At 69.7% G+C, this 23,175-nt stretch carries 26 protein-coding genes; 14 read left to right on the forward strand and 12 right to left on the reverse strand.

The features are described 5' to 3' along the window. Positions 1–161: 161 nt before the first annotated feature. Positions 162–701 carry a DUF4291 domain-containing protein gene (locus Ahu01nite_RS46415; protein ID WP_203843158.1) on the forward strand — a complete coding sequence of 180 codons (540 nt, stop codon included), beginning with the start codon at positions 162–164 and terminating at the stop codon, positions 699–701. 97 nt (positions 702–798) lie between these two features. After that, complete coding sequence (locus Ahu01nite_RS46420) at positions 799–1,371, forward strand: DUF4291 domain-containing protein (protein ID WP_239159691.1); 573 nt, start codon at positions 799–801, stop codon at positions 1,369–1,371. Between the two features lie 10 nt (positions 1,372–1,381). Here the strand turns inward: Ahu01nite_RS46420 and Ahu01nite_RS46425 are convergent, their stop codons facing one another. Next, positions 1,382–2,284, reverse strand: a complete 903-nt coding sequence (locus Ahu01nite_RS46425; RefSeq protein ID WP_203843160.1) for an HhH-GPD family protein — start codon at positions 2,282–2,284, stop codon at positions 1,382–1,384. 25 nt (positions 2,285–2,309) lie between these two features. Here Ahu01nite_RS46425 and Ahu01nite_RS46430 point away from each other — a divergent pair, with 25 nt between their 5' ends. The 4 genes from Ahu01nite_RS46430 to Ahu01nite_RS51745 all read left to right on the forward strand — a co-directional run bounded on the left by Ahu01nite_RS46430 (position 2,310) and on the right by Ahu01nite_RS51745 (position 4,645). Beyond that, positions 2,310–2,810, forward strand: coding sequence for a glycine cleavage system transcriptional repressor (locus tag Ahu01nite_RS46430; protein WP_203843161.1), 501 nt, complete (start codon positions 2,310–2,312; stop codon positions 2,808–2,810). Then, positions 2,807–3,355 carry a peptide deformylase gene (locus tag Ahu01nite_RS46435; RefSeq protein WP_203843162.1) on the forward strand — a complete coding sequence of 183 codons (549 nt, stop codon included), beginning with the start codon at positions 2,807–2,809 and terminating at the stop codon, positions 3,353–3,355. Before Ahu01nite_RS46430 ends, Ahu01nite_RS46435 begins: the two co-directional genes overlap by 4 nt. 83 nt (positions 3,356–3,438) lie before the next feature. Further along, the gene (locus Ahu01nite_RS46440) at positions 3,439–4,212 is read left to right on the forward strand and encodes an adhesin (protein ID WP_203843163.1); all 774 of its coding nucleotides are present in this window, start codon (positions 3,439–3,441) and stop codon (positions 4,210–4,212) included. Between the two features lie 25 nt (positions 4,213–4,237). Next, positions 4,238–4,645 carry a YkvA family protein gene (locus tag Ahu01nite_RS51745; RefSeq protein WP_203843164.1) on the forward strand — a complete coding sequence of 136 codons (408 nt, stop codon included), beginning with the start codon at positions 4,238–4,240 and terminating at the stop codon, positions 4,643–4,645. Between the two features lie 4 nt (positions 4,646–4,649). Here the strand turns inward: Ahu01nite_RS51745 and Ahu01nite_RS46450 are convergent, their stop codons facing one another. The 5 genes from Ahu01nite_RS46450 to Ahu01nite_RS46470 all read right to left on the reverse strand — a co-directional run bounded on the left by Ahu01nite_RS46450 (position 4,650) and on the right by Ahu01nite_RS46470 (position 9,384). Next, a complete protein-coding gene (locus Ahu01nite_RS46450; protein WP_203843165.1) occupies positions 4,650–4,931 on the reverse strand; it encodes a hypothetical protein in 282 nt (93 codons plus the stop codon). A gap of 76 nt (positions 4,932–5,007) precedes the next feature. Next, entirely contained in the window at positions 5,008–6,192 is a 1,185-nt protein-coding gene (disA, locus tag Ahu01nite_RS46455) for a DNA integrity scanning diadenylate cyclase DisA (protein WP_438874871.1), read from the reverse strand. A gap of 97 nt (positions 6,193–6,289) precedes the next feature. Next, positions 6,290–7,726, reverse strand: coding sequence for a DNA repair protein RadA (gene radA / locus Ahu01nite_RS46460; RefSeq protein ID WP_203843166.1), 1,437 nt, complete (start codon positions 7,724–7,726; stop codon positions 6,290–6,292). An 8-nt stretch (positions 7,727–7,734) separates the two neighbouring features. Then, entirely contained in the window at positions 7,735–8,466 is a 732-nt protein-coding gene (locus Ahu01nite_RS46465; protein WP_203843167.1) for a hypothetical protein, read from the reverse strand. An 81-nt stretch (positions 8,467–8,547) separates the two neighbouring features. After that, positions 8,548–9,384: a UbiA family prenyltransferase gene (locus Ahu01nite_RS46470; RefSeq protein WP_203843168.1), complete on the reverse strand. Its 837-nt coding sequence runs from the start codon at positions 9,382–9,384 to the stop codon at positions 8,548–8,550. A gap of 46 nt (positions 9,385–9,430) precedes the next feature. Here Ahu01nite_RS46470 and Ahu01nite_RS46475 point away from each other — a divergent pair, with 46 nt between their 5' ends. The 4 genes from Ahu01nite_RS46475 to Ahu01nite_RS46490 are packed head-to-tail and all read left to right on the forward strand — an operon-like array spanning position 9,431 to position 12,847. After that, positions 9,431–10,141 (forward strand): methyltransferase domain-containing protein, encoded by a 711-nt coding sequence (locus Ahu01nite_RS46475; protein ID WP_203843193.1) that lies wholly within the window; start codon positions 9,431–9,433, stop codon positions 10,139–10,141. Continuing rightward, positions 10,138–11,295: an acyl-CoA dehydrogenase family protein gene (locus tag Ahu01nite_RS46480; protein WP_203843169.1), complete on the forward strand. Its 1,158-nt coding sequence runs from the start codon at positions 10,138–10,140 to the stop codon at positions 11,293–11,295. Before Ahu01nite_RS46475 ends, Ahu01nite_RS46480 begins: the two co-directional genes overlap by 4 nt. 24 nt (positions 11,296–11,319) lie before the next feature. Further along, complete coding sequence (locus Ahu01nite_RS46485; RefSeq protein ID WP_203843170.1) at positions 11,320–12,381, forward strand: type III polyketide synthase; 1,062 nt, start codon at positions 11,320–11,322, stop codon at positions 12,379–12,381. Positions 12,382–12,391: 10 nt separating this feature from the next. After that, a complete protein-coding gene (locus Ahu01nite_RS46490) occupies positions 12,392–12,847 on the forward strand; it encodes a DUF6023 family protein (protein ID WP_203843171.1) in 456 nt (151 codons plus the stop codon). 172 nt (positions 12,848–13,019) lie between these two features. On the opposite strand, the gene Ahu01nite_RS46495 is transcribed toward Ahu01nite_RS46490, so the two are convergent. Continuing rightward, on the reverse strand, positions 13,020–13,799 hold the full coding sequence (locus Ahu01nite_RS46495) for a hypothetical protein (protein ID WP_203843172.1): 780 nt from the start codon (positions 13,797–13,799) through the stop codon (positions 13,020–13,022). A gap of 333 nt (positions 13,800–14,132) precedes the next feature. Here Ahu01nite_RS46495 and Ahu01nite_RS46500 point away from each other — a divergent pair, with 333 nt between their 5' ends. The 4 genes from Ahu01nite_RS46500 (at position 14,133) to Ahu01nite_RS46515 (ending at position 17,722) form a co-directional block, all read left to right on the forward strand. Further along, positions 14,133–14,618: a CarD family transcriptional regulator gene (locus Ahu01nite_RS46500; protein ID WP_041832964.1), complete on the forward strand. Its 486-nt coding sequence runs from the start codon at positions 14,133–14,135 to the stop codon at positions 14,616–14,618. Between the two features lie 540 nt (positions 14,619–15,158). Further along, positions 15,159–15,851, forward strand: a complete 693-nt coding sequence (gene ispD, locus Ahu01nite_RS46505) for a 2-C-methyl-D-erythritol 4-phosphate cytidylyltransferase (RefSeq protein ID WP_203843173.1) — start codon at positions 15,159–15,161, stop codon at positions 15,849–15,851. Between the two features lie 4 nt (positions 15,852–15,855). Further along, positions 15,856–16,326, forward strand: coding sequence for a 2-C-methyl-D-erythritol 2,4-cyclodiphosphate synthase (gene ispF / locus Ahu01nite_RS46510; protein WP_203843174.1), 471 nt, complete (start codon positions 15,856–15,858; stop codon positions 16,324–16,326). Positions 16,327–16,573: 247 nt separating this feature from the next. Beyond that, entirely contained in the window at positions 16,574–17,722 is a 1,149-nt protein-coding gene (locus Ahu01nite_RS46515) for a tetratricopeptide repeat protein (protein WP_203843175.1), read from the forward strand. On the opposite strand, the gene Ahu01nite_RS46520 is transcribed toward Ahu01nite_RS46515, so the two are convergent. From Ahu01nite_RS46520 to Ahu01nite_RS46540, 5 genes are read right to left on the reverse strand one after another with little or no spacing between them, the layout of a single operon-like run. Then, the gene (locus Ahu01nite_RS46520) at positions 17,703–18,743 is read right to left on the reverse strand and encodes an N-acetylglucosamine kinase (RefSeq protein WP_203843176.1); all 1,041 of its coding nucleotides are present in this window, start codon (positions 18,741–18,743) and stop codon (positions 17,703–17,705) included. The two genes, Ahu01nite_RS46515 and Ahu01nite_RS46520, sit on opposite strands and share 20 nt — an antisense overlap. Continuing rightward, entirely contained in the window at positions 18,740–19,996 is a 1,257-nt protein-coding gene (locus Ahu01nite_RS46525; protein WP_203843177.1) for a family 4 glycosyl hydrolase, read from the reverse strand. Before Ahu01nite_RS46525 ends, Ahu01nite_RS46520 begins: the two co-directional genes overlap by 4 nt. Further along, complete coding sequence (locus tag Ahu01nite_RS46530; RefSeq protein ID WP_203843178.1) at positions 19,993–20,874, reverse strand: carbohydrate ABC transporter permease; 882 nt, start codon at positions 20,872–20,874, stop codon at positions 19,993–19,995. Before Ahu01nite_RS46530 ends, Ahu01nite_RS46525 begins: the two co-directional genes overlap by 4 nt. Continuing rightward, on the reverse strand, positions 20,871–21,788 hold the full coding sequence (locus Ahu01nite_RS46535; RefSeq protein WP_203843179.1) for a carbohydrate ABC transporter permease: 918 nt from the start codon (positions 21,786–21,788) through the stop codon (positions 20,871–20,873). Before Ahu01nite_RS46535 ends, Ahu01nite_RS46530 begins: the two co-directional genes overlap by 4 nt. 41 nt (positions 21,789–21,829) lie before the next feature. Next, the gene (locus Ahu01nite_RS46540) at positions 21,830–23,155 is read right to left on the reverse strand and encodes an ABC transporter substrate-binding protein (protein ID WP_203843180.1); all 1,326 of its coding nucleotides are present in this window, start codon (positions 23,153–23,155) and stop codon (positions 21,830–21,832) included. Positions 23,156–23,175 lie beyond the last annotated feature (20 nt).

The raw sequence follows: 23,175 nt of genomic DNA on the forward strand, positions 1-23,175 counted from the left end.
GCGGCCGCGGCCGACGAGTGATCCAACGCTAGTCAGCACGACCAAGGAACCGGCCCGGCGCTCTCCAGCGCCGGGCCGTTCCCGTCGGTGAAGCGGTCGCCGCCGGTGGAGGGCCGGAAACTCGCTGGTCCGCTGGGACCATCAACCCCCATCATCGCGGGATGGAAGTTCCCCAGCGGCAGATCCGGGCCGTATACACCGACCGGACCATCACGGTCTACCAGGCCTACTCGCCCGAGATCGCGCTTCCGGCCGTCCGCGCCGGCCGGTTCGTGCCGCCGTTCAGGATCGGCCGGATGACCTGGATCAAGCCGTCGTTCCTGTGGATGATGTACCGCTCCGGCTGGGCCACCAAGCCCGGCCAGGAACATGTCCTCGCCGTCGAGCTCACCCGGGAAGGGTTCGACGCGGCACTCTCCCGGGCGTGCCCGAGCAGTTACGACCGGTCGAGCGACGAGACCAGGCAGGAATGGTCCCGGCGGCTCAAGCAGAGTCCCGTGCGCGTGCAGTGGGATCCCGAGCGGTCGCTGCGGCTCGCGCCGCTGGCGTACCGATCGCTGCAGCTGGGCCTGGCCGGTGAGGCCGCCCGGCAGTATGCCGAGGAATGGACCGTCGCCATCACCGACGTCACCGCGCTGGCCGCGGAGATCGCCCGCACCCGTGACCCGGCCCTGCTGCCGGCGGAGCGCCCGTACTGCTGAAAACCCCGTACTGCTGAAAACCCAGCGCGGACCGCCCGGGCAGTCGCATCATCGAGCTGTGCAGCAGACAGCAGTTCCGGTCCGACAGGTGCGCGCCGTGTATACGCCGGAGACGGTCACCGTCTATCAGGCGTACCCGGTGCAGATCGCGATGGCCGCGGCCAAGGCCGGACGGTTCGTCCCGCCCTTCAAACGGGACCGGATGAGCTGGATCCAGCTCTCCTACCTGTGGATGATGCATCGCTGCCAGTGGACCACCGCCGAGGGGCAGGAACGGGTGCTCGCGGTCGAGATCACCCGGGAAGGCTTCGAGTGGGCGCTGGCCCACGCCTGCCTGGCCCAGTACGACCACAACTTCCACGCCGAGCGCGAAGCCTGGACCCACGCCCTGAAGGAGAGTCCGGTCCGCGTCCAGTGGGAGCCCGAGCGCTCCCTGGAGCTCAAGCAGCTGCCGTACCGGACCCTGCAGGTGGGGCTCGGCGTGGACGTGATCGACAAGTACGTACAGGAATGGACCGTCGGCATCACCGACGTGACGCACAAGGCTCGCCAGATCGGTGCGCTGGTGCGCAAGGGCGACGAGTACCGCGCCGAAGCGATGCTGCCGGACGAGCGCCCTTACCCCCTGCCCGCGGCGCTCGCGGCAGCCCTGCACATCTCGACGACCTGAGACCCAGCGCTCACAGCAGCGTCGGAAAGCGCGGCGGGTGGTCGCCTGCCAGCACGAACCGGTCGGCGTCCGAGTCGAGCGGCTCCACCAGGCCGTCCTCCACCAGCCCGGCCAGGGCCCGGGCCCGTTGCACGTCGTCCACCCACACCGTGTCGAGACGCTGGCGGGGGACCGGGGCGGTCGCGTTGCGCAGCACCTCGAGGAGCAGGCCGCGGACCTGACGGTCGGTGCCCGCGTACCGCTGGGGCTTGCGGCTCGGGCCGGCCGGGATGGCCTCGCCGGACTGGCGGAAGGCACAGACCTGCTCGAACGGGCAGTCGACGCAGCGGGGCGCGCGGGCGACACAGACGATCGCCCCCAGCTCCATGAACGCGATGCTCGCCTTTGCCGCCGCTGCGGGCTCCTCGGGCAGCAGCGCCTCCATAGCCACGAGGTCGGCAGTGGTGGTGTTCGGGCCGGCGTCGGGCTTGCCCTCGACCGCTCGGCAGACCACCCGGCGCACATTGGTGTCCACGACCGGGTGACGCTGCCCGTACGCGAACGTCGCCACCGCCCGCCCGGTGTACGTGCCCACGCCGGGCAGCGCGAGCAACTGATCAAGGTCGTCGGGCACCTGGCCACCGTGGCGTTCCACGATGGCCACCGCGCAGGCGTGCAGCCGCATCGCCCGGCGCGGGTAGCCGAGCCGCCCCCACATCCGGATCGCCTCGGACGGGGGGTCGACGGCCAGGTCAGCGGGGGTGGGCCAGCGGTTCATCCAGGCGCGCCAGGCGGGCTCGACGCGGACGACCGGGGTCTGCTGCAGCATCACCTCGCTGACCAGCACCGCCCAGGCGCTTGTGTCGGGCTGCCGCCAGGGCAGGTCGCGGGCATTTTCCTCGTACCACCGGATGGCTGAGTCGGCGAGAGTCATAGGTCCGCAAGCCTAAGCTGTCCCGGTGAACGAGTTAGCCATCACCGTCATAGGCCCGGATCGCACCGGCATCGTCGCGGACGTCACCGGGGCGCTGGCCGGCGCCGGCGCGAATCTCTCCGACTCGACGATGACCCGGCTCGGCGGTCACTTCACCATGACCCTGATCTGCACAGGTGCCGCAGCCGAGGACGTCGGGAAGGCGCTCGAGCCACTGAGCGGCGTCATCACCACCGTCCGCGCGGTCGAACCCTCAGGCTCCGGCGACCAGGGCGAGCCCTACCTCGTCAGCGTGCACGGCGCGGACCGGCTGGGGATCGTCGCCGCCGTCACCCGGGTCGTCGCGGCCGCGGGTGGCAACATCACGGACCTCACGACCCGGCTCACCGGGCCGCTCTACGTGCTGGTCGCCGAGGTCGACCTGCCGCCTGGGGCGTCCGATGACCTTTCGGTACGCCTCGAGCACGCCGCCCAGGAGCTCGGTGTCGAGGTGACCCTGCGCCGCGCCGAGTCGGACGTCCTGTGAACGACCTCGCCGACTGGAAGCCGGAGCTGCTCGGCGTCGACGGCAGGGTGCTCCCGGTGGTGACCGCCCCCGCCGAGGTGCTGAGCCGGCCGGGCACCGAGGTGGACCCCGCCGACCCGTCGATCGTCCAGCTCGCCGCCGACCTGGTGGCCACGATGCGTACCTCGCCGGGCTGCGTCGGGCTCGCCGCACCGCAGGTCGGGGTCGGCGTCCAGGTGTTCGCCGTCGACGTCACCGAACACCCCAGGACCGTCACCTCGCACGGTGCGTTCGTGTTGTGCAACGCCCGCGTCGTGGAGGCCAGCCGGTGGCGGCCGGGCCGCGAGGGCTGCATGTCCGTGCCGGACCTGACCGGCGATGTGAAACGCGCCGGCCGCATCGTGGTCGAGGCCGTTCTTCCGGGTACGGGCACAGCTGTGCACCTGGTCACCGACGCCTTCGAGGCACGCGCCCTGCAACACGAGATCGACCACTGCGCCGGCAAACTTTTCCTCGACCGGGTCGCCGGTGCACACGCCGTCTACCAGCGCAAGGTCTATCTCTAACGAGCAACCCCCGGAAGGGGTGTCGCACCGTCGGCGCGTCGTGCGTGGTTCCGGGGTGTCGCGGGGATAGCGTGCAACACATCATGCGTTCGACGGTTGGTCCACTCCCCTCCGCCGTGTACTGGCGGCGCCGTGCTGTTGTGCTGGGCGCAGTCCTGCTCGGCATCATCGTGCTGTTCGTCTCCTGCAGCGGCGGTGGCGACGACGACAAGAAGAAGCCGGGCTCCAGCGCGGGTTCGCAGTTCCCGACCCCCGGCCCGGCATCCTCCACGCCCGACGACGAGCCGTCGCTCGTGGACGTGCCCCCCGGCGCGGGAAACCCGTCGCTCCCCGACCCGGAAGACCTCGAATCCGGCGCCGCGGCCGCGACCCCCACGGGCGGCGCGATCCCGAGCGGCGCGGCCACGGGCACCGGGACGACAACCGGCGGCTCCGACACCAACGTGAACGTCCCGGCCAGCGGGGACTGCACCGCCAAAGAGGTCTCGGTGACCCCGATCCCGGCGGTCACCACGCTCAAGCGCGGCGCCCAGGTCGAGATCCGCCTCAAAATCAAGAACGTCTCCGCCCGTACGTGCAACCGCGACGTCGGCGCCGACCTGCAGGAGCTCTACATCCAGTCCGGCGCCCAGAAGCTCTGGTCCTCCGACACCTGCAGCACCATCCGGGGCACCGACGTCCGCGCGTTCCCCCCGAACGGCGAACGCGAATACAACGTCACCTGGAACGGCCACCAGTCCAACAAGTGCACCGGCGAGCTCGCCACCGGCCCGGCCCCCGCCGCCGGCCAGTACCAGATCCGAGGCCGCCTCGGCGAAGTTCTCAGCGACCCGGTCACGCTCACCATCACCGACTGATCCCCGGCCGGGCTCAGCCTTCCTCGTGCGTGACTGGCTGGTCGTTGCGGCGCTCGCGGTCGGCTGCCTCGTCGCGAGCTGGCTTCTGCTCCTGGTGCTGGCCCGCCGCCTGCCACCCGGAATCCTGCGCGACCTCGCCGCCTTCATCCCCGACTGCGTCACCACCGTGCGCAGGCTCCGCCGGGACCCCCGCGTGCCGCGTCGCGCCAAGATCGCGATCATCATCGCCGGGCTCTGGGTCGCCAGCCCCATCGACCTCATCCCCGAGTTCATCCCGGTGATCGGCCCCCTCGACGACATCGTCGTCGTAGCCCTCGCCCTGCGTTATGCCGCCAGACAGATCCCCCGGGACCTCATCCTGGCCGCTTGGCCCGGCGACCCCCGCCTCATCAACCGTCTTCTCGGCCCCGCCCCGGACGCCCCACCGAGCTGAGCGCTCAGCTGAGCTCGTAGGCGGTTCGGCCTGCGGTCTCGTGCTCCGGGCGAAGTATCACCCAACCGAGCTGCTGATCGACCAGCGCGACGGCAAGTCTTCGCAGCATCTCCTGCGGCGGTGCCGTGCCAGGCTCGAGCTCCACGTCGAGATGCCATCCCGTCGATCCGGTGCCGGCTCCCGTCACCTCGCCGGCTGCTCCCAGGACCTCGGCGACCAAGTCCTCGACGTCATCCCGGTCGACGTCGCCGGGCAGCGGACGCCGGCCGACAACCTCGATGAACATGCGGCTGATACCTCTGCGGAGGAGGGGTGACGTGGCCAGGTCGACGAAGGTGGCGAACCAGCGGTCGTCGCAACGGTCAGACGTAACGCTCGAGGATGGAGGCTTCTGCCAGGCGGGAGAGGCCTTCGCGGACGCCGCGGGCACGGGCGTCGCCGACGCCTTCGACGGCCTGGAGGTCTTCGACCGTGGCGCCGAGGAGGCGTTGGAGGCTGCCGAAGTGGTCGACGAGGCGTTCGAGGATGGGTGTGGGCAGGCGGGGGACCTTGGCGAGCAGGCGGAAGCCGCGGGGGCTGACCGCTGCGTCGAGGGCGTCGGAGGCCCCCGGGTAGCCCATGGCCTTGGCGACCGCGACCAGGTCGATCATCTCGGTGGCGGAGAGCAGGTCGAGCTCGACCAGGGCCTCGTCGAGGGTGCGGGCCTTACGGCCGGTGGGGAGGTAGTCGCGGATGACCAGGGTGCGGTCGGAGTCGACGCCGGCCATGAGCTCGTCGAGCTGGAGGGCGAGCAGGCGGCCGTCGGTGCCGAGCTCGACGACGTAGCCGGAGATCTCGTCGGCGATGCGGCGGACCATCTCGGTGCGCTGGACCACGGCGACGGCGTCGCGGACGGTGACCAGGTCCTCGATCTCCAGGGCGGAGAGGGTGCCGGAGACCTCGTCGAGGCGCAGTTTGTAGCGCTCGAGGGTGGCGAGGGCCTGGTTGGCGCGGGAGAGGATGGCCGCGGAGTCGTCGAGGACGTGGCGCTGGCCGTTCACGTAGAGGCCGATGATGTGCATCGACTGGCTGACCGAGATGACCGGGAAGCCGGACTGCTTGGCGACCCGCTCGGCGGTGCGGTGGCGGGTGCCGGACTCCTCGGAGGGGATGCCGGGGTCGGGCATGAGGTGCACGTTGGCGCGGACGATGCGGGTGCCGTCGCTGGACATGACCACCGCGCCGTCCATCTTGCACAGCTCGCGCAGGCGGGTGGCGGAGAACTCCACGTCGAGCGGGAAGCCGCCGGTGCAGATCTGCTCGACGACCTCGTCGTGGCCGAGCACGATGAGGGCGCCGGTGCGGCCGCGCAGGATCCGCTCGAGACCGTCGCGCAGGGCGGTGCCGGGGGCCATCAGGGCCAGGTTGGCGCGCAGCGGGTCGCCGGTGGCTCCGCCACCGGTCAGGCCGGGCGAGGTGGGCGTCATCGGACCGGCTGCCGATCCGTTGACACCGGGGGCAGCCCCGTTGGTGTGGCGGTTGGTCGAAGCATCGCGGTCGAGCGGCACCTGCACATTCTACGGACTGTCATCCCACTCAACGAGCCGCGGTCCGCCGAGGGCTCCGCAGCGTGATGATCAATAACTGAGAGTGATCTTAGCGCGTTCATTCCGCTGAGGCCCGGGCTGCCCACTGAACCGCGCTCTGCAGATCGCCGACCTCGACGACGCGCATTCCCTTGGGTGGGGTGTCGCCTTCCGCGGGACCGCAGCCCGGTGGCACCAGAGCGAAGCGGAACCCCAGCCGGGCCGCCTCGGCGAGCCGCCGGCCGACCGCACCGACCCGGCGCACCTCGCCGGTCAGCCCGACCTCGCCGATCGCCACCAGGTGCGGTGCCATCGCGAGGTTGAGCGCGCCGGAAGCCACCGCCAGCGCCATGGCCAGGTCGGCCGAGGGCTCGGTGACGCGGATGCCGCCGACAGTCGCGGCGAAGACCTCGCGGTCGTGCAGCTTGATCTTCTCCATCCGGCGCTGGAGCACGGCCAGCACCATCGCGAGCCGGGCGCTGTCGAGGCCGGAGACCGTCCGCCGGGGCGACCCCTGCACCTGCGCCCCGATCAGGGCCTGCACCTCGGTCACCATCGCCCGGCGGCCCTCCATCGCGACCGTCACGCAGGTGCCGGGCACGGGCTCGTTGTAGCGGGTGAGGAAGAGGCCGGACGGGTCGGCGAGGCTGACGATGCCGCTCTCGTGCATCTCGAAACAGCCCACCTCGTCGGCCGGGCCGTAGCGGTTCTTGACGCCGCGCACGAGCCGCAGCGAGGAGTGTTTGTCGCCCTCGAAGTGCAGGACCACGTCGACCAGGTGCTCGAGCACGCGTGGGCCGGCCACCGAGCCGTCCTTGGTGACGTGGCCCACGAGGACGGTCGCCACGCCGCGCTCCTTGGCGACGCTGACCAGCGCCGCGGTGACCGCGCGGACCTGGGTGACACCGCCGGGGACGCCCTCGGTGCCCGGGGCGGAGATGGTCTGCACCGAGTCGATGATGAGCAGGCCGGGCTTGACCGCGTCGAGGTGGGCGATCACCGCGCCGAGATCGCTCTCGGAGGCGAGGTAGAGATTGTCGTGCAGGGCGTTGAGCCGCTCGGCGCGCAGCCGCACCTGGCTCACCGACTCCTCGCCGCTGACCACCAGCGAGGGCGTGCCCGCGTTGAGGGCCCACTGCTGGGCCACATCGAGCAGCAGGGTGGACTTGCCCACACCCGGCTCGCCGGCCAGCAGGATCACCGCGCCGGGGACCAGCCCGCCGCCGAGCACCCGGTCGAGCTCGCTGACACCGCTGGGCACCGCCTTGGCCGGGGCCGCGCTGATCGTCTTGATCGGACGGGCCGGCTCGGACGGGAGCCGGGAGCTGACCACCCGCCCGGAGATCATCGGGCCGGGTTTGGCCTCGATGATCGAACCCCACTCGTTGCACTCCGGACAGCGACCCAGCCATTTCGGGGGCTGGTGTCCGCACGCATCACATTGATAGGCGGGACGCGGTTCGCTGCGAGTCCGGGATGTCGTCACCCGCCCAACGCTAGCCCGCGGGTGTGACAAACGGGTCTCTACTCCTCGTGGCCCTCTGCGGTGTCGCCCGGAACCCGCGACGCGGGGATGAGCGGCGTGCTGACCGGAGCCTGCACGACCAGCGGGTCGGTGTTGTTGCTGAACTCGAAGACGAGGTTGACCGCGCCGCCCGGGATCAGCTTGTCGCTGAGCTCGATGAGCTGCAGCTTCTGCGCGGCGTCCGGCAGGAACGTGGCGCCGCCGAGCGGGGGCAGCACGATCCGGGCCGCGGCGACCGCGGGGCCGGCGGGGGCTTCCGAAGCCGACTCGGAAGGCGACGCCGAGGCCTTGGGCCGCTTCGACGAAGAGGGAGACGAAGACGGGCTCGGGTCAGCAGAAGGCGAGTCGGAAGGCGCTTCCGAGGCCGACGCCGCAGCACCGCCCACGAGGCCGACCTGCTTGGCCGAGATCACGTCGGTGCCCACGACCGAGCCGGTGGCGACCGGCTGGCTGCTGATCAGCACGGTGATCGCCGCATCGGTCTGGTTGTAGAGCCCGACCTCGAGCGTGGCGTTGTCACCGGCCGCGTAGCCCGCGGTGCCGTGGTACTCCACCGACAGGTTTCGCACGAAGACGGAGCGATTGGCGTTGTCCGCGTTCACGCCCGGGTTCGACGGCTTCTTGAGCGAAGTCTCGGCGACCTGGCCGGCGCTGCAGCCGGCGAGCGCGATCGCGGCCACCGCTGCGACCCCAGTGGCCAGCACCGCGCGGCGGGTTCCCAGCGAGCGCATCACAGTCCTCCAAGACAGTCGAGAAACCTCCGCCGATCAGACTAGTGGTCCTTGATCGGGCGCGTACGCCGACCCGTCCATTCACACCACCGGCCCGCTGAGCACGAGCAGCACGACGTCGATCAACGCCACCACGATCACCGAGCGGAACATCGCCACCTGACGCGTACCGCGGGCGATCGCCTTCCTTCCCGCGTACCAGCCGAAGGGCAGGACCACGACGGCGGCGGCAGCGCCCGCCAGGCCTGCCCACGACGGCGGCCCGGCCGGTCCCAGGACCAGGGTGAGCGTCGCGGCCAGCAGGAACGCTCCCGCGGCCAGTTGTGACCAGGCGGCGCCGAGCCGGTGCGGGAGGCCACGCACCCCCGTCGCGGCGTCGTCGGCGAGGTCCGGCAGCACGTTGGCGAAGTGGGCACCCCCGCCTAGCAGCGCACCGGCCGCGACCAGCCAGGCGGGCGGCCACGGGTGGCCGGGCAGGGCGATCACCACGAACGCCGGCATCAGCCCGAACGCGACCAGGTAGGGCAGCAGCGACAGCGAGGTCGACTTCAGCGGCCAGTCGTAGCTCAGCGCGAAGATCCCGACGAGGGTGATGCAGACGGTCGCCGCGGGCCCGAACGGCAACCCCAGCAGGGGCACGGCCAGAGACGCGATCAACCCCGAGATTCCGACGGTACGCCGTGACACCGCCCCCGACGCCACAGGTTTGTCCCCGCGCCCCGCAGCCCTGTCCCGATCGGCGTCCAGCCAGTCGTTGACCCAGCCGACGGAGAGCTGAGTAGCCCCGATCGCGGCAGCCACACCCGCCACACCCCAGGCGCTGTGCCCCGCCCCGATCGCGAGCAGCGTCATGGCGAACGTCACTGCGGCACCCGGCTCGATGTGCGATGCCTTGAGGAGCGCGACCGGATCGGACATGTGATCAGTGTGGTGGTTGGGACCGCCGCATGCCACGCTCGATCACATGCGGCCACTGAAGCGCAACGATCCGCGTCTGTACGACGAGCTCGCCGACCAGTGGTGGCGTCCCGGCGGCGAGTTCGAGCTGCTGCACTGGCTGGCCGCGGCGCGGGGGGCGTTGGTGCCGCGCTCCGGGCGTACCGATGCGATCCTGATCGATGCCGGTTGCGGAGGCGGCCTGCTCGCACCGCACGTGGTTGGTCTCGGTTATCGCCACATCGGCGTCGACCTGCGGAGTTCGGGTCTGGAGCATTCGGCGCGGCGCGGGATGACGGTGCTCAATGGCGATGTCACTGCGTTGCCGCTGGCCGACGGGATCGCGGACGTCGTGGTGGCCGGCGAGATTCTGGAGCACGTCACCGACCTGCCGGCGACGGTGGCCGAGCTCTGCCGGGTGCTGCGGCCCGGCGGTCTGCTGGTGCTGGACACGATCAACGACACGTGGCTGGGCCGGTTCGTGTCGATCACGCTGGGTGAACGGTTCGGAGCCGCGCCGGTGGGCATTCATGATCCGGAGCTGTTCGTCGACCCCGGAGACCTGACCACCCAGTTCGCCAAGCATGGCGTACGCCTCAAGGTGCGCGGCGTTCGCCCGAGCGTGCCCGGCCTGATCCGCTGGCTGTTTTTGCCGGTCGCAGCCCGTGGCCGCATGATCCCGACCCGTTCGACGCAGGTGCTCTACCAGGGAATCGGTCGCAAGGAGGACATGCAGTGAGCGTTGACGAAGCCAGGAGGCTGGCGCCCCGGTTCGCCGCCCGCGCCGCCGAGCACGACCGGGCCGGCGCGTTCCCCGTCGACGACTTCGCCGACCTGCGGCGCTCGGGGCTGTTCGGGCTGATGGTGCCGACGCGGCTCGGGGGAGCGGGGGCAGGCTTCGCGCAGTACGCAGCCGTCGCCTACGAGCTGGCCCGCGGCAACGGCGCCACCGCGCTGATCTTCAACATGCACGCCTCGGTCACCGGCGCCCTGAGCAGCGTCACCGACGAGCTCGCCGACGCGCTGGGCCTGCCTCCGGAGGCGCTGGCCGCCCGCGATAGATACCTGCGGGCCGCGGCGGAGGGCAGCTGGTACGCGGTCGCGATGAGCGAGCGCGGCGCCGGATCCCGCCTGTCGCAGATGACGACGATGTACGAGAAGACCGGCGACGGTTACCACATCAAGGGTGCCAAGGCGTTCTGCTCGGGGGCGGGCCACGCGGACGCGTACCTGGTGGCGGCCCGGAGCTCGGCCGACCCCACCCAGGTCTCGCAGTTCCTGGTCCCGCCCGGCGAGGGCCTGACGGTCGAGCAGACGTGGGATTCGCTCGGGATGCGCGCCACCGGCTCGAACGACGTGCACGTGGACGTCACGGTCCCCGAGGGGGCGCTGCTCGGCGGCGTCGAGGGGCTCGCCCTCGTGATCGCCCAGCTCGCTCCCCATTGGATGGTCGCGAGCTACGCGGCCGTCTACGTGGGTGTCGCGCGGGCTGCTGTCGATGCGGCCGTCGAGCATGTCAACGCTCGCAAGCTCGGGCACCTGCCCGCCGTACGGTCCAGGATCGGCCGGGCCGACGCAGCGGTCTCCGCCGCGCATCTCGCTGTTATGGAGGCCGCCCGGCGGGTAGATGACCAACCGGGCGACGCCGAGACCAACCGCTGGGTGTGGCGGGCGAAGCTGCTCGCCGGCACGACCGCGGCGGACGTCGCCGCCTCGATGCTGGAGGCGGCGGGGACTTCGGCCATGCGCCGCGGGCACCCGCTGGAACGCCTCTACCGCGACGCCCGGGCGGGCTCGCTGCAACCGGCGACCTCCGACGTCTGCGCGGACTGGCTCGGCGTGGAAGCGCTCGGCGGCGACCCCGACTCGGAGGGCACCGCACCGCGCTGGTGATCTCACAAGGCCTGGGGAGGCACAATGCAGGGAAAAGGTCGCGCGGTGATCGCCGGACTGGGGGTGGCACTGCCGCCGTCGACGGTGCAGGAAGACCTCTGGGAAGGCTATTTCTCACGGCACTACGCCAACGGCGGCAAGCGCGGCCTCGCCAAACGGATCTTCCAGAATTCCGGGGTACGCACGCGGCAGGCCGCAGTCAGCCCCCTGCTCGAAGACGTCTCCGACTGGTCCACCGAACGCCGCATGCGCCGCTACCAGGTCGAAGCCATCCCGCTGGGCAAGGAAGCGGTCGGCCGCGCGCTCACCGACGCCGGTATCGCCGCTGACGAGCTCGGCCTGCTCGCGGTCTGCTCCTGCACCGGCTACGCGACCCCCGGCCTCGACATCCACCTCGCCCGGGACATGGGCATGTCCCCGTCGCTGCAACGCCTCTTCGTGGGCCACATGGGCTGCTACGCGGCGCTGCCCGGTCTCGGCACGGTGTCCGACTTCGTCACGTCACGCGGCCTGCCGGCACTCCTGCTCTGCGCCGAGCTCACCAGCCTGCACCTCCAGCCCCCCGACACCAGAACCGACATCCAGCAGATCGTTTCCCACGCCCTCTTCTCTGACGCCGCGGCTGCCGTCGTGGTCACCCCACAACCATCCGACGGGTACGCCGTGAGCAACGTCGCCGCGCTCACCGACACCACCACGGCGGGCCACATGACGTGGGACGTCACCGACCTCGGCTTCCGGATGGGGCTCTCCCCGCAGGTGCCCGACGTGCTCTCGCTGCACGTCCGCGAACTCATGGCGGGGCTGCTCGGCCCGCACGGCCTGACGGCTGCTGACGTGGACGGCTGGGCGATCCACCCGGGCGGCCCCCGGATCCTCGACGTGGTGCAGGAGCGGCTCGAGCTCACCGACGAGGACATGGCGGCTTCCCGGGGGGTGCTCTCCGCGTACGGAAACTGCTCGTCCCCGACGGTCCTGCTCGTCCTCGACGAGCTGCGCAAGCGGGCAGCGCCCCCGCAACGCATCGTCCTGCTGGCCTTCGGGCCCGGCCTGACGCTCTATGGAGTCCTGCTGGAAAGGCTCTAACCTTGGTCCGGTGACGCCGGACCGTGCCCAGGGCGCGACCTTGTACGCCCTCGCCGCCGCCCTGCTGGTCGCGGGCGGCACCTGGTTCTTCGTCGCGGCCCCCGTCCTCGGCGAGAATCCCGCGCTGGCCGTCGGCCGGCAGACGGTCGAGCGGCTCATCCCGGACTCGCCTGACCAGGCGCAGGCGGAAACCATGGTCCTGGGCGCCGGCCGCAGCGAGGAACGCAGCGCGGCGGTCAGCAACGGCGTCTACACAGTGACGATGGCGTGCGCGGGCTCAGGGCAGATCCGGGTCCGGGTGAGCATCACGACGATCGACTCCGGTAAGGCCGTCCCGTGCTCGCCGACCCCGACACCGGTCGAACTGAACGTAAGCGTGGCCGCCATGCTCTTCCTGTCGATCACGTCCGAGTCGCCGAGCGAGTCTGTCTTCCGCTGGCGCGCGGCGCCCGCCGGTTCTTACTGACTCTCTGCGCTGATTCTCACTGACTCTCTGGAGTGCGCCCCTTTCTGGAGGTGCGCTCCTTTCTGGAGGTGCGCTTCTCCTGGAGGTGCGCACCTCCAGGAGGCCGCTCAGAGGTGCGCGCCTTCTCGGAGGTGCTCGGAGGGCGCAGCTTCTTGGACGCCGCGTTCCTTTTTCAGAGGCGCGCGAGGTCGGGCTCGTAGTCGCCCAGGGACGCCGTCCGGGGGATCTTGCGGACGATCTCGCCCGTGCGGCTGACCAGCAGGACCGCCGCCGTGCCGTCGTTCTTGGCGGGCAGCTCGAGGGTCGACCGCAGCTCGCTGGTCGGATCCCGCAGGGATCGGACTGTCTTCCCCTGTGCCTGGGGCGTATTGCTCGTCGGCGGAGTCTGCGCCGTCGGCGGGTTCGGCGCTTTTCCTGAGATGACGATCACGACCGCGATTTCGGGGCGCACCGCCGCCGTGGTCGCCTCGATCAGCGCGTCGCAGTCGCAACCGTCGGTGAGCAGCACGACGGCCGGCAGCTGGGCTCTGAGGGACACCGTGCGGTGGTCAGCGTCGACCAGATCGAGCGCCGGGAGCTTGCCGGAGCCTTCGTCGGTGGTGCTGGCGGTCCGCTGGGTGGCCGGTGAGCGGGCCGGCCCCGGCCAGGCGGACGCGAACAGGCTGGCGATCGTGACGAGGACCGCCATGGAGATGATGAGCACCGGGGCACGCAGGCTCGCGGAACCCACCCGGCGCAGGACGCGCAGGCCCGGACGGTCGGTGAAGCGCTGCCATCGGCTGCGGGTGCGCTCGCGGCGCAGCTCGGCGCGGACCACCGTGACCTCGTCGGACAGCTCCGAGAGGTCGTCCGGGATGACGATGACGCCCCACTCGGCGGGAAGATCGGGCAGGCCTTCGGGGGAGCCGCCATCGCCCGGCCAGTTGCCGCCGTTGTCGCCCAGACTGCCCATGACTCACCCCCCCCTCTGCCGCAGAGTCTCACGTGCTGCGGGGACCTGGGTCCAGCCTCCCCCAATCGGCCCTCCGACCGCCAGTGGTGGGCGGTTCCGGTCACTAGCGATAAGCTTGACCTCACAAATACATCGGGTCCGGAATATCCGACTCGCTGGGCTGAACAGTTACCGGTTCATCACTCTCGGTTACTGAGGCAGTTTCCGGCCCGCATGTCAAGCGGTAGAAAGACGCCTCACATGCCCCCTGAGCTGCACTAACAGTCACCGCCAGGGTGGGACATCGCTGCCTGGGCGTGTTACCCTAGACACAGCGAAAGGGGTTTCGAACCTATGGTTTTCAGTGTCGGCGAGACCGTTGTTTACCCCCACCACGGGGCCGCACTCATCGAGGCAATCGAGACTAGAACTATCAAGGGCGTGGAGAAGCAGTACCTCGTCCTTCGGGTTGCCCAAGGCGACCTGACGGTCCGAGTGCCCGCTGAGAACGCCGAAATCGTCGGCGTGCGCGAAGTGGTCGGCGAGGAAGGCCTGGGCAAGGTCTTCGACGTCCTCCGCGCTCCGCACACCGAGGAGCCGACCAACTGGTCGCGGCGTTACAAGGCCAACCTCGAGAAGCTTGCCTCCGGCAACCCGCTCAAGGTCGCTGAGGTTGTCCGCGACCTCTGGCGCCGCGAGCGTGAGCGCGGTCTCTCGGCCGGGGAGAAGCGCATGCTCGCCAAGGCCCGTGACATCCTCGTCGGCGAGGTGGCCCTCGCCGAGAAGAGCACCAAGGACGAGGCGGAAGTCCTCCTCGACAAGGTGCTCACCGAGGCCTGACGTTCCACCACCTCTCCTGCACCACGCTGGCCAAGGACCACGACGTGACCGCGATGCCCAACACTCGCGGTGACGTCGCGGTCCTTGTTCCGGCTAGCCCGGCCCGGACGCCTCGCTACCAGGCCCCGGACCCCCGGGCACGCACCACCACAAAGCTCGCGCCGCCACCGCACAGCCCAAACCGTGCGATGACGTCGCGAGCTTTTGTGCACCCACTCGCCGCCCCTCCACGAGCTCCGTCCTCCGCAGGGCTTGTTCCTGCGGCCTCGGCTTCTGCGAGCCTCGTCTTCTGCGGGGCCTCGTCTTCTGCGGGCCCGATTTACCGCGGCCGCGCCTCTCGTGGGCCTGGACTTCCGTGGGCATCGTTTTAACCGCGGTACCGATTCCCATCGGCTCGCTTCCGCGGGCCTCGGTTCGCTGGCCTCGGTTTCCACGAGTGCAGAGTGAACGGGGGACTTTTTCGCGGTCAGTGGATCATTTAGTTGCTGCCGGCCGGGCTGGAGAGCGCGGAATGATGACGGAGATCAATGTGAGTGGGGAATGATGGCGCAACTCAATGGGATCGGTGATGTTGCAGTTCTGGTGCCGGCTGCGGGGTCCGGGGTGCGGTTGGGGCCGGGTGCGCCCAAGGCGTTGCGGCTGCTCGGCGGGGAGCCTTTGCTGGTCCACGCCGTTCGCCGGGTTGCCGCTGCGCCCTCGGTGCGGGTGATTGTTGTCGCTGCGCCGGCTGCTGAGGTTGAGGCCGTGCGTGAGTTGCTTGCTGCTGTGGCGCCGGTGATCGTGGTTGCCGGTGGTGCGGAGCGGCAGGATTCCGTGGCGGCGGCGCTGGCTGTGGTTCCCGCTGATGTTGCGATCGTGCTGGTGCATGATGCAGCGCGGGCGTTGACGCCGCCCGAGCTGGTGGAGTCGGTTGCTGCTGCTGTCCGGGGCGGGCATCCCGCGGTGATTCCGGCGTTGCCGGTGGTCGACACGATCAAGGAGGTCGGCACGGGCGAGACGGTGCTGGGGACCGTCGACCGTTCCGTGTTGCGGAGCGTGCAGACACCGCAGGGGTTCCGCCACGACGTGCTGGCTGCCGCTCACCGGGCCTGCCTCGATGCGCATACCGACGACGCGGGGATGGTCGAGAAGGCCGGCGTACCGGTCGTCTGCGTGCCGGGTTCGGAGCTGGCGCTGAAGATCACCCGGCCGCTGGACCTGATCATCGCCGAGGCGCTCCTCCACGTACCCTGACGCGGTGGATCAGCGCATCGGTATCGGCACGGACGTGCACGCCTTCGACCCCGACCGGGTGTGCTGGGTCGCCGGCCTGATGTGGCCCGGCGAATCAGGCCTCGCCGGCCACTCCGACGCCGACGTGGCCGCGCACGCCGCCTGCGACGCAATGTTCAGCGCCGCCGGCCTCGGTGACCTCGGCAGCAACTTCGGCACGTCAGAGCCAGAATGGGCCGGAGCCCCCGGCGTCACCCTGCTCACCGAGACGGTCCGCCGCCTGCACACCGAAGGCTGGACGATCAACAACATCGCCATCCAGGTCATCGGCAACAAGCCCAAAATCGGCAAACGCCGCGAAGAAGCCCAAAAAGTCCTCTCCGAAGCAGTCGGCGCCCCCGTCACAATCTCCGGCACCACCACCGACGGCCTAGGCCTAACCGGCCGAGGCGAAGGCCTAGCCGCCATAGCCACCGCCCTAATCCACCGCCCCTAACCACCCCGCCCTCCGCGCGGCACGCCTAACGACCCGCCCTCCGCGCGGCACGCCTAACCACCCCGCACTCCGCGACGACAGCGCCGTCCGAGTCCTCGGGCCCTTTGTGCAGGTAGGGCTGGACCCCACCCGTCCACAGCAAGAAACCCACCACCACAGTCCGATTGGTCTGGGTTATCAGGGTTAAGGACGAGGCCCCGAGCATGAGGAAACGGTGGTTCTTGGCACGACCGCCTAGGCTCGGTGGGTGTCGAGCGAGCCCACTTCTCAGTCCGAGCCCGAGACCACCCCCGAGGAGTACCGCCAGCGAGCCCTGCTGCTCGCGGATCTAGGACGTTATGACGAGGCGGCGGGGGAGTTGGCCGCTGGGCTGGCGGCGGCGCCGGTGGATGCCGGGTTGCTGACCACTCTTGCGCGGGTGCATATCGCTGCTGCTCAGCCTGTTGATGCGTTGGTGGCGGCCGAGAGTGCTGCGGCTGCGGCTCCGGGGACTGTGGAGCCGATGGTGGTGCGGGCGATGGCGCTGACCGATGATCGGCGGTACGGCGAGGCCGCGCAGGTTGCCGCCGAGATTCTGGCGCGGTGGCCCCAGGACGCGGTTGCGCAGCGGACCGGGGCTGCGTTGCTCGGCGAGTCACGCAACGGGCAGGAAGCGCTCAACGCTGCTTGGAACGGTGTGCGGTTGATGCCGCGCGAGGCTGAAGCCCACCTTGTTCTTGCGGTGGTTTCCGCGCGGCTGCGGTTGTTCGATCTGGCGCAGCGGGCGTACGCGGAGGCGCTCGAGTTGGAGCCCGCGATCGCCGATGCGCAGCGTGACGTGGGCATTGTCCGGCTCGAGCGACGGCGGTGGGCGCTGGCTCTGGAGACGCTGGCGGACCAGGCGACCCTGACGCCGGAAAGCCCAGCAAGCCCAGCAAGCACGGCGAGCCCAGCGAGCCCAGCGAGCCCGGGAAGCGCGGCCCCGCCGACGGCAGCAGAGCCGAAGTTCGAGGTCAGCCGTCCGACGCGGCCTGTGCTGGACCGATCCGGTGCGGCTTTCGCAGCGGTACGCCAAGCCGTGCTCTACGCCAGCAACGGCGTGATGATCACCGCTGTGCTGAGTGCGGTGATGACGCTCGCCAGCCCGGGGGTGGCCCGCATGTGGGCCGGGGTGATCGGCGTGACGATTCTGATCGCGGTCGCCGCGTGGCTGGCCCGTCAGGTTCGTCCGGAGACGGTCGGCGCGGTGTTCGCCCGCATTCGGCGTGCCGACGGCAGGCTGGCGCTGGCCGCAGCCACGAGCGCGCTCGCGCCGTTTCTGCTGGTGCTGCACGCGGTGGTCGGCGGCCTGCCCGCTCTGATCGCGGCCATGGTGGTCGCCGCCGCCGCAGAGTTGATCATCCTGACGTCGAAGTAACCGGCGCGGCCCCCGAAAGGGCACCCCGAAGCCGAGCCTCAGCGGAAGCGGAAGCGGAAGCGGAAGCAGAAGCCGAAGCCGAAGCGGAAGCAGCACTCAGGGCGTCCATGGCGAGCAGGGCCGCGCCGACGGCGGGTGGGACGTCCAGCACGCTGATCGTGACCGCCGGCGCCTGAGCGACCGCCCCCGCCACCACCAGGTCGTGCAACACGTCGTGCCGGGCGTGCAACACCCCGCCCCCCAGCACCAGCGCGTGCGGCGACGCGAGCAGCCCGAGCCGCCCCGCCGCGACCCGGTGCTGAGCGAGGATCTCGTCGGCTTGGCGGCGTACCAGTGAGAGGGCCACCTCGTCGCCCGCCGAGGCCGCGGCGAACAGCAGGGGGGTGAGTTCCTGCACGCGCAGGGGGTTGATCTCCTGGAAGTGCAGGGCGATGCTGACCGCCTCCACAGTGGCCAGACCGAAGTGCGTGGCGACAAGGCGGGACAGCTCGGTGGGCAAACCTCGCCCGTCCTCGCCACGCGCGGCCAGTCGCAGTGTGTAGTCGGCGAGGTCGTGACCGCCGCCCCAGTCACCGGAGATCGGACCGAGGGCGACGAACCTGGATGTACGCCCGTCCGCGGCCCGGCCGACGCAGTTGGTGCCCGCGCCGCAGACGACGGCGACCGCGTCCGGCAGGGAGGTGCCCGCGCGCAGCATGGCGAAGCAGTCGTTGTCGACGATGGTGTGGCGGCTCCAGTCCTGGGCGGTGATCGCCGCGTGGAGCTGGGCGACCTCGATGGGCAGGTCCGCGCCGGCGAGGTAGTAGGCGGCCACGTCGATCGGGACGTCGGCGGGCAGCCCGGCGGTGGTGCGGACGGCGGTGATCAGGTCGCCGAGCACGGTGATCGCGGCGGGGAGGCCGATGTTGTGGGGCGAGGTCGTGGGGCCGCGGACGAAACCCAGGACGTCACCTTCGGGCGTACCCAGGATGATGTCGGTCTTGGAATTTCCGCCGTCGACGGCCAGATAGAGCGCTCTCATCGGGCCCAGGCCAGGTGCTGCGCACCCGAGGCGATCAGCTTGTCGGTCAGCGCATCCGCCCGGTCGTGCTGCCCGATCAAGGGATGGGCGAGCAGGGCGCGATAGACCCGCTGCCGCCCGCCGAGCAGGGCGGCTTCCAGAGCGATTTCCTCGTACGCCGAGACGTGCGCGACCAGCCCCGAAAGCTCAGGCGCCAGCGGGCTGACCGGCAGCGCGACCGGCCCGTCAGCGGAGGCCCGCGCCGACACCTCCACCACAGCGTTATCCGCCAAGAACGGCAATAAGCCATTATTTCGGATATTGACCGAGTGGACAGCCGACGAGTCGAACCCGTGCAGCGAAGCGATCAGCCCCACCGCAGCCTCGGAGTAGTAGGCACCCCCACGCTCCCCGAGCAACGCCGGCTTCTCGACCAGCAGCGGATCGCGATAGAGCGACATCAGCGTCGCCTCGATCTCCGCAACCCGCTGCCCCCGGGTCTGCGCGCCGCGTGACTCCGCAACGTGGCGGTCGTGCGCGTAGAAGTAGCTCAAGTAGTACGACGGCACATTACCGAGCGTGGTCAGCACGGACGGGGCAAGATCGACATCGGCGGCGAGTGACTCGAGGTGTGTCGAGAGCAGCCCGGGAAGCCTGTCCACGCCGTCCACATAGGCGGCCCGCTCCCAGGTCAGGTGGTTGAGCCCGACGTGGTCCAGCTCGACCGAAGCGGGTGGGACCCCGAGCATCGCGGCGAAGCGACGCTGGAACCCGATCGCGACGTTGCACAGCCCGACAACCCTGTGCCCGGCGTCGAGCAGGGCGCGGGTGACGATGCCGACCGGGTTCGTGAAGTCGACGATCCAGGCGCCGGGCCTGGCCCGTTCGCGGATGCGCGCAGCGACGTCGAGCACCACGGGCACCGTACGCAGAGCCTTCGCCAGCCCGCCAGCCCCGGTGGTCTCCTGACCCACGCAGCCGCACTCCAGGGGGAACGTCTCGTCCTCGATCCTGGCGGCCTGCCCGCCGACCCGCAGCTGGATCACCGCGACGTCGGCGTCGGTCACGCCGGCGTCCAGGTCGGTGGTCCAGGTGACCTTCCCGGGGTGGCCGTAGTGCTGGAAGATCCGGGCCGAGAACGCGCCCACGATCTCCAGCCGTTCCGCCGCGGGATCGATCAGGACCAGCTCGGACACCATCGAGCCGAGCCGGGCGAACCCGTCCACCAGCTCCGGCGTGTACGTCGAACCGCCGCCGACGACAGCGATCTTCACCCTTTGACCCCCGTGAGTGTGACGCCCTGGACGAATGCCTTCTGGGCGAAGAAGAACACGACGACGATCGGGATCATGGCCAGCACCGTGGCGGCGGTGACCAGGTTCCAGTCGACGTGATGGACACCGTGGAACGATGCGAGGCCCAGGGACAGGGTCCAGGAGCTCTCGTTCTCGCTCGTGTAGAGCAGCGGGCCGTAGTAGTCGTTCCAGGCGTAGAAGAACTGGAACAGCCCGGCGGCCGCGATTCCCGGGCGGGCCATCGGGAGCACGACGCGGATCAGGGTGCGCCACTCGCCGCAGCCGTCGACCCGCGCCGCGTCCAGATAGTCCGTCGGGATGGTGAGCAGGAACTGGCGCATCAGGAAGATGCAGAACGCGTCGCCGAAGAGCATCGGGACGATCAGCGGGGTGAGCGAGCCGGTCAGGCCGTAGCCGGCCCACATCAGGTAGAGCGGGACGGTCACCACCTGCGGCGGCAGCATCATCATGCAGATCACGGTCAGGAACAGGGCGTTGCGGCCGCGGAACTTCAGCTTTGCCAGCGCGTACGCCGCCGGCACGCTGGACAGGAGCATGAACCCGGTCGCCGCAACCGCGTAGATCACGGTGTTGAGCAGGTAGCGGGGCAGCGGGGTGACCTGGAAGACGCGTACGTAGTTCTCGAAGTGCCAGCTGTTGGGCCAGTAGTCGCTGGTCAGGGCCTGCTGGCTGGTCATCACCGAGAGCAGCACGAGGTAGACCACGGGCGTGAGGAACATGATCGCCAGGACGATCGCGATGCTGTGCCGGGCGATCCAGGTCAGGCGGCGCTCACGGCGTACCCGTCGATCTGTTGCCGGGATCTTGATCTGCGGTCGTTGCAGGACGGTCGTCACTGTTCCTCCCCGGAGAAGGCTTTCGAGCGGCGCAGGAGGATGACGGTCACCGCGAGGGCGACCACGAAGAGGACGACGGCCATGGCGTTGGCGTAGCCGAGGGCGTTGTAGCGGAAGCCGACGGTGTAGAGCCACAGCGGGTAGGTGAAGGTGGAGCCTTCGGGGAAGCCGAACGCCGTCGAGATGCCGCCGCCGGTGACCGCCTGCCCGCTGGCGATCGAGCCGGCGACGGCGGCCTGGTCGAAGTACTGCAGCGTGTAGATGACGCCGGTGATCGTGGCGAACAGGATCACCGGGCGGATCGTGGGCAGGGTGACGTAGCGGAAGCGGTGCCAGGCGTTCGCGCCGTCCAGCGCGGCCGCCTCGTAGAGGCTGACCGGGACGCCCAGCACCGCCGCCAGGAAAATGATCATGATGTCGCCGATGCCCCAGAGCCCGAGCAGCACGAGCGACGGCTTGGACCAGTCCGGCGAGTTGAACCAGAGCGGGCCGTCGATCCCGAGGTGGGACAGCAGCGTGTCGACCGGCCCGGTGCCGGGCTTGAGCAGATAGACGAACGCGATCGTGGCGGCCACCGGCGGCGCCAGGGCCGGCAGGTAGAAGATCGTGCGGAAGACGCCGGCACCACGTTTGAGCTGGCTGAGCAGCATCGACAGCCCGATCGCGCTGATGATGCGCACCGGGACGAAGACCGCGACCATCCACAGCGTGTTGCGCACGGACTGCAGCAGGAACGGGTCGTCGGCCATCCGCTTGTAGTTCTCGAGCCCGACCCACTGCGGCACGGTGAGCAGGTCGAACTTCGTGAACGAGAAGTAGACGGCGCTGACCAGCGGATAGAGGAAGAAGACCGCGATGCCGATCAGCAGCGGGGCTACGAACGAGAGCGTGGTGAGGTTCCGGCGCAACCGCACCCCACTGCCTTTGCGGGTTTGACTTAAGGAATGCGGCACAGTCAGCCGCCCAGGGACATGACGCTGTTCATCTGCTTGTCCGCGTCCGCGATCCCGGCGTCGAGATCCTTGACCTTGCCGGACTGCCACTTCACGGTGAAGGCCTGGAACGTCTCCTGGTACGCGGGCCCGGACGCGCTCGGCGGCGTGGTCGACGAGTTCGGGCTGGCGAAGATGTCCATGAACGTCTTGAAGTCAGGATCCGCGGCCAGCGTCGGATCGCCCATCGTGCCCGTGGTCGTGGGCAGGTTCCTGAGCGAGTTCGCGAGCTTGGTGATCGTCGCGTCGTTCGTGGTCAGGTACTTGATGAGCTCCCAGGCCGCCTCGGGGTTCTTGGCGTTTTTCGAGATGCCCATGATGTTGCCTGTGACGTACCCGCCGCCGTATTTCGCCGGGTCGCTCGTGGGCAGTGGTGCGACGCCGTACTTCAGGGTCGGCGACTGGTCCTTGAGGAACGCGAGCCGGTATTCGGCGTCGACGTTGATTGCGACCTGCCCCTTCTGGAACGCGTTGTCGGCGCTGAACTCGTCACCCAGCCCGGCGCGGAACTTCTGCAGGTTGTCGTAGCCGTACCAGTCGACGAGGTTCTTCTGCCAGGTCAGCAGCGTCTTCCAGGCGGGATCGGCGGCGACCGCGGACTTGCCGTCGTCGGTCAGCCACTTCGCGCCCACGGCGGGGGCGAGGTGCGACGGGACGTTCTCGTAGAAATCGAACAGCGGCAGGTAGCCGACCGTTTTCAGGGAACCGTCCGGATTGCGTACGGTCAGCTTCTTGGCATCTTCGGTGAGCTCGTCCAGGGTCTTCGGCGGACCGGCGATCCCGGCCTTCGCGAACAGGTCCTTGTTGTAATAGATGCCGTACGCGTCCGCGAGGAACGGCATCGCGCAACGCTTCCCGCCGAACTCCGTGTACTGCCTGGTCGTGGCGTTGAGCGTGTCGAGGTCCACATTGTCCCGCTTGATGTACGCGGACAGATCCACCCACGCCCCCGACGAGCAGAACTTGCCGACGATGTCCGTGGAGTACGACAGGCCGATGTCGGGGCCGTTGCCCGCGCCGATGGCCTGCGTGACCTTCGAGTCGTCCTGACCGGACTTCACCGTCACCTTGATCTTCGGGTGGCTGCTCTCGAAGTCCTTGATCACGGCGTCGACCGCGTCGGCCTCCCGCTCGGAGAAGAAGTGCCACAGCTCGACCGTGCCGGACACCTCCGTACCCGGATCGGCGATCTTCTGTTCCTTGGTTCCGGGCGTGCAGGCGGTGAGCAGAAGGACGGCCGTGGCGGCGGCGATGACCGATTTTTGGGCAGGAGGTATCCGCTTGTTCACTAGGGGTCCTCTCAGAAATG

This window comes from Winogradskya humida (assembly GCF_016862215.1).
GTDB classification, from domain to species: domain Bacteria; phylum Actinomycetota; class Actinomycetes; order Mycobacteriales; family Micromonosporaceae; genus Actinoplanes; species Actinoplanes humidus.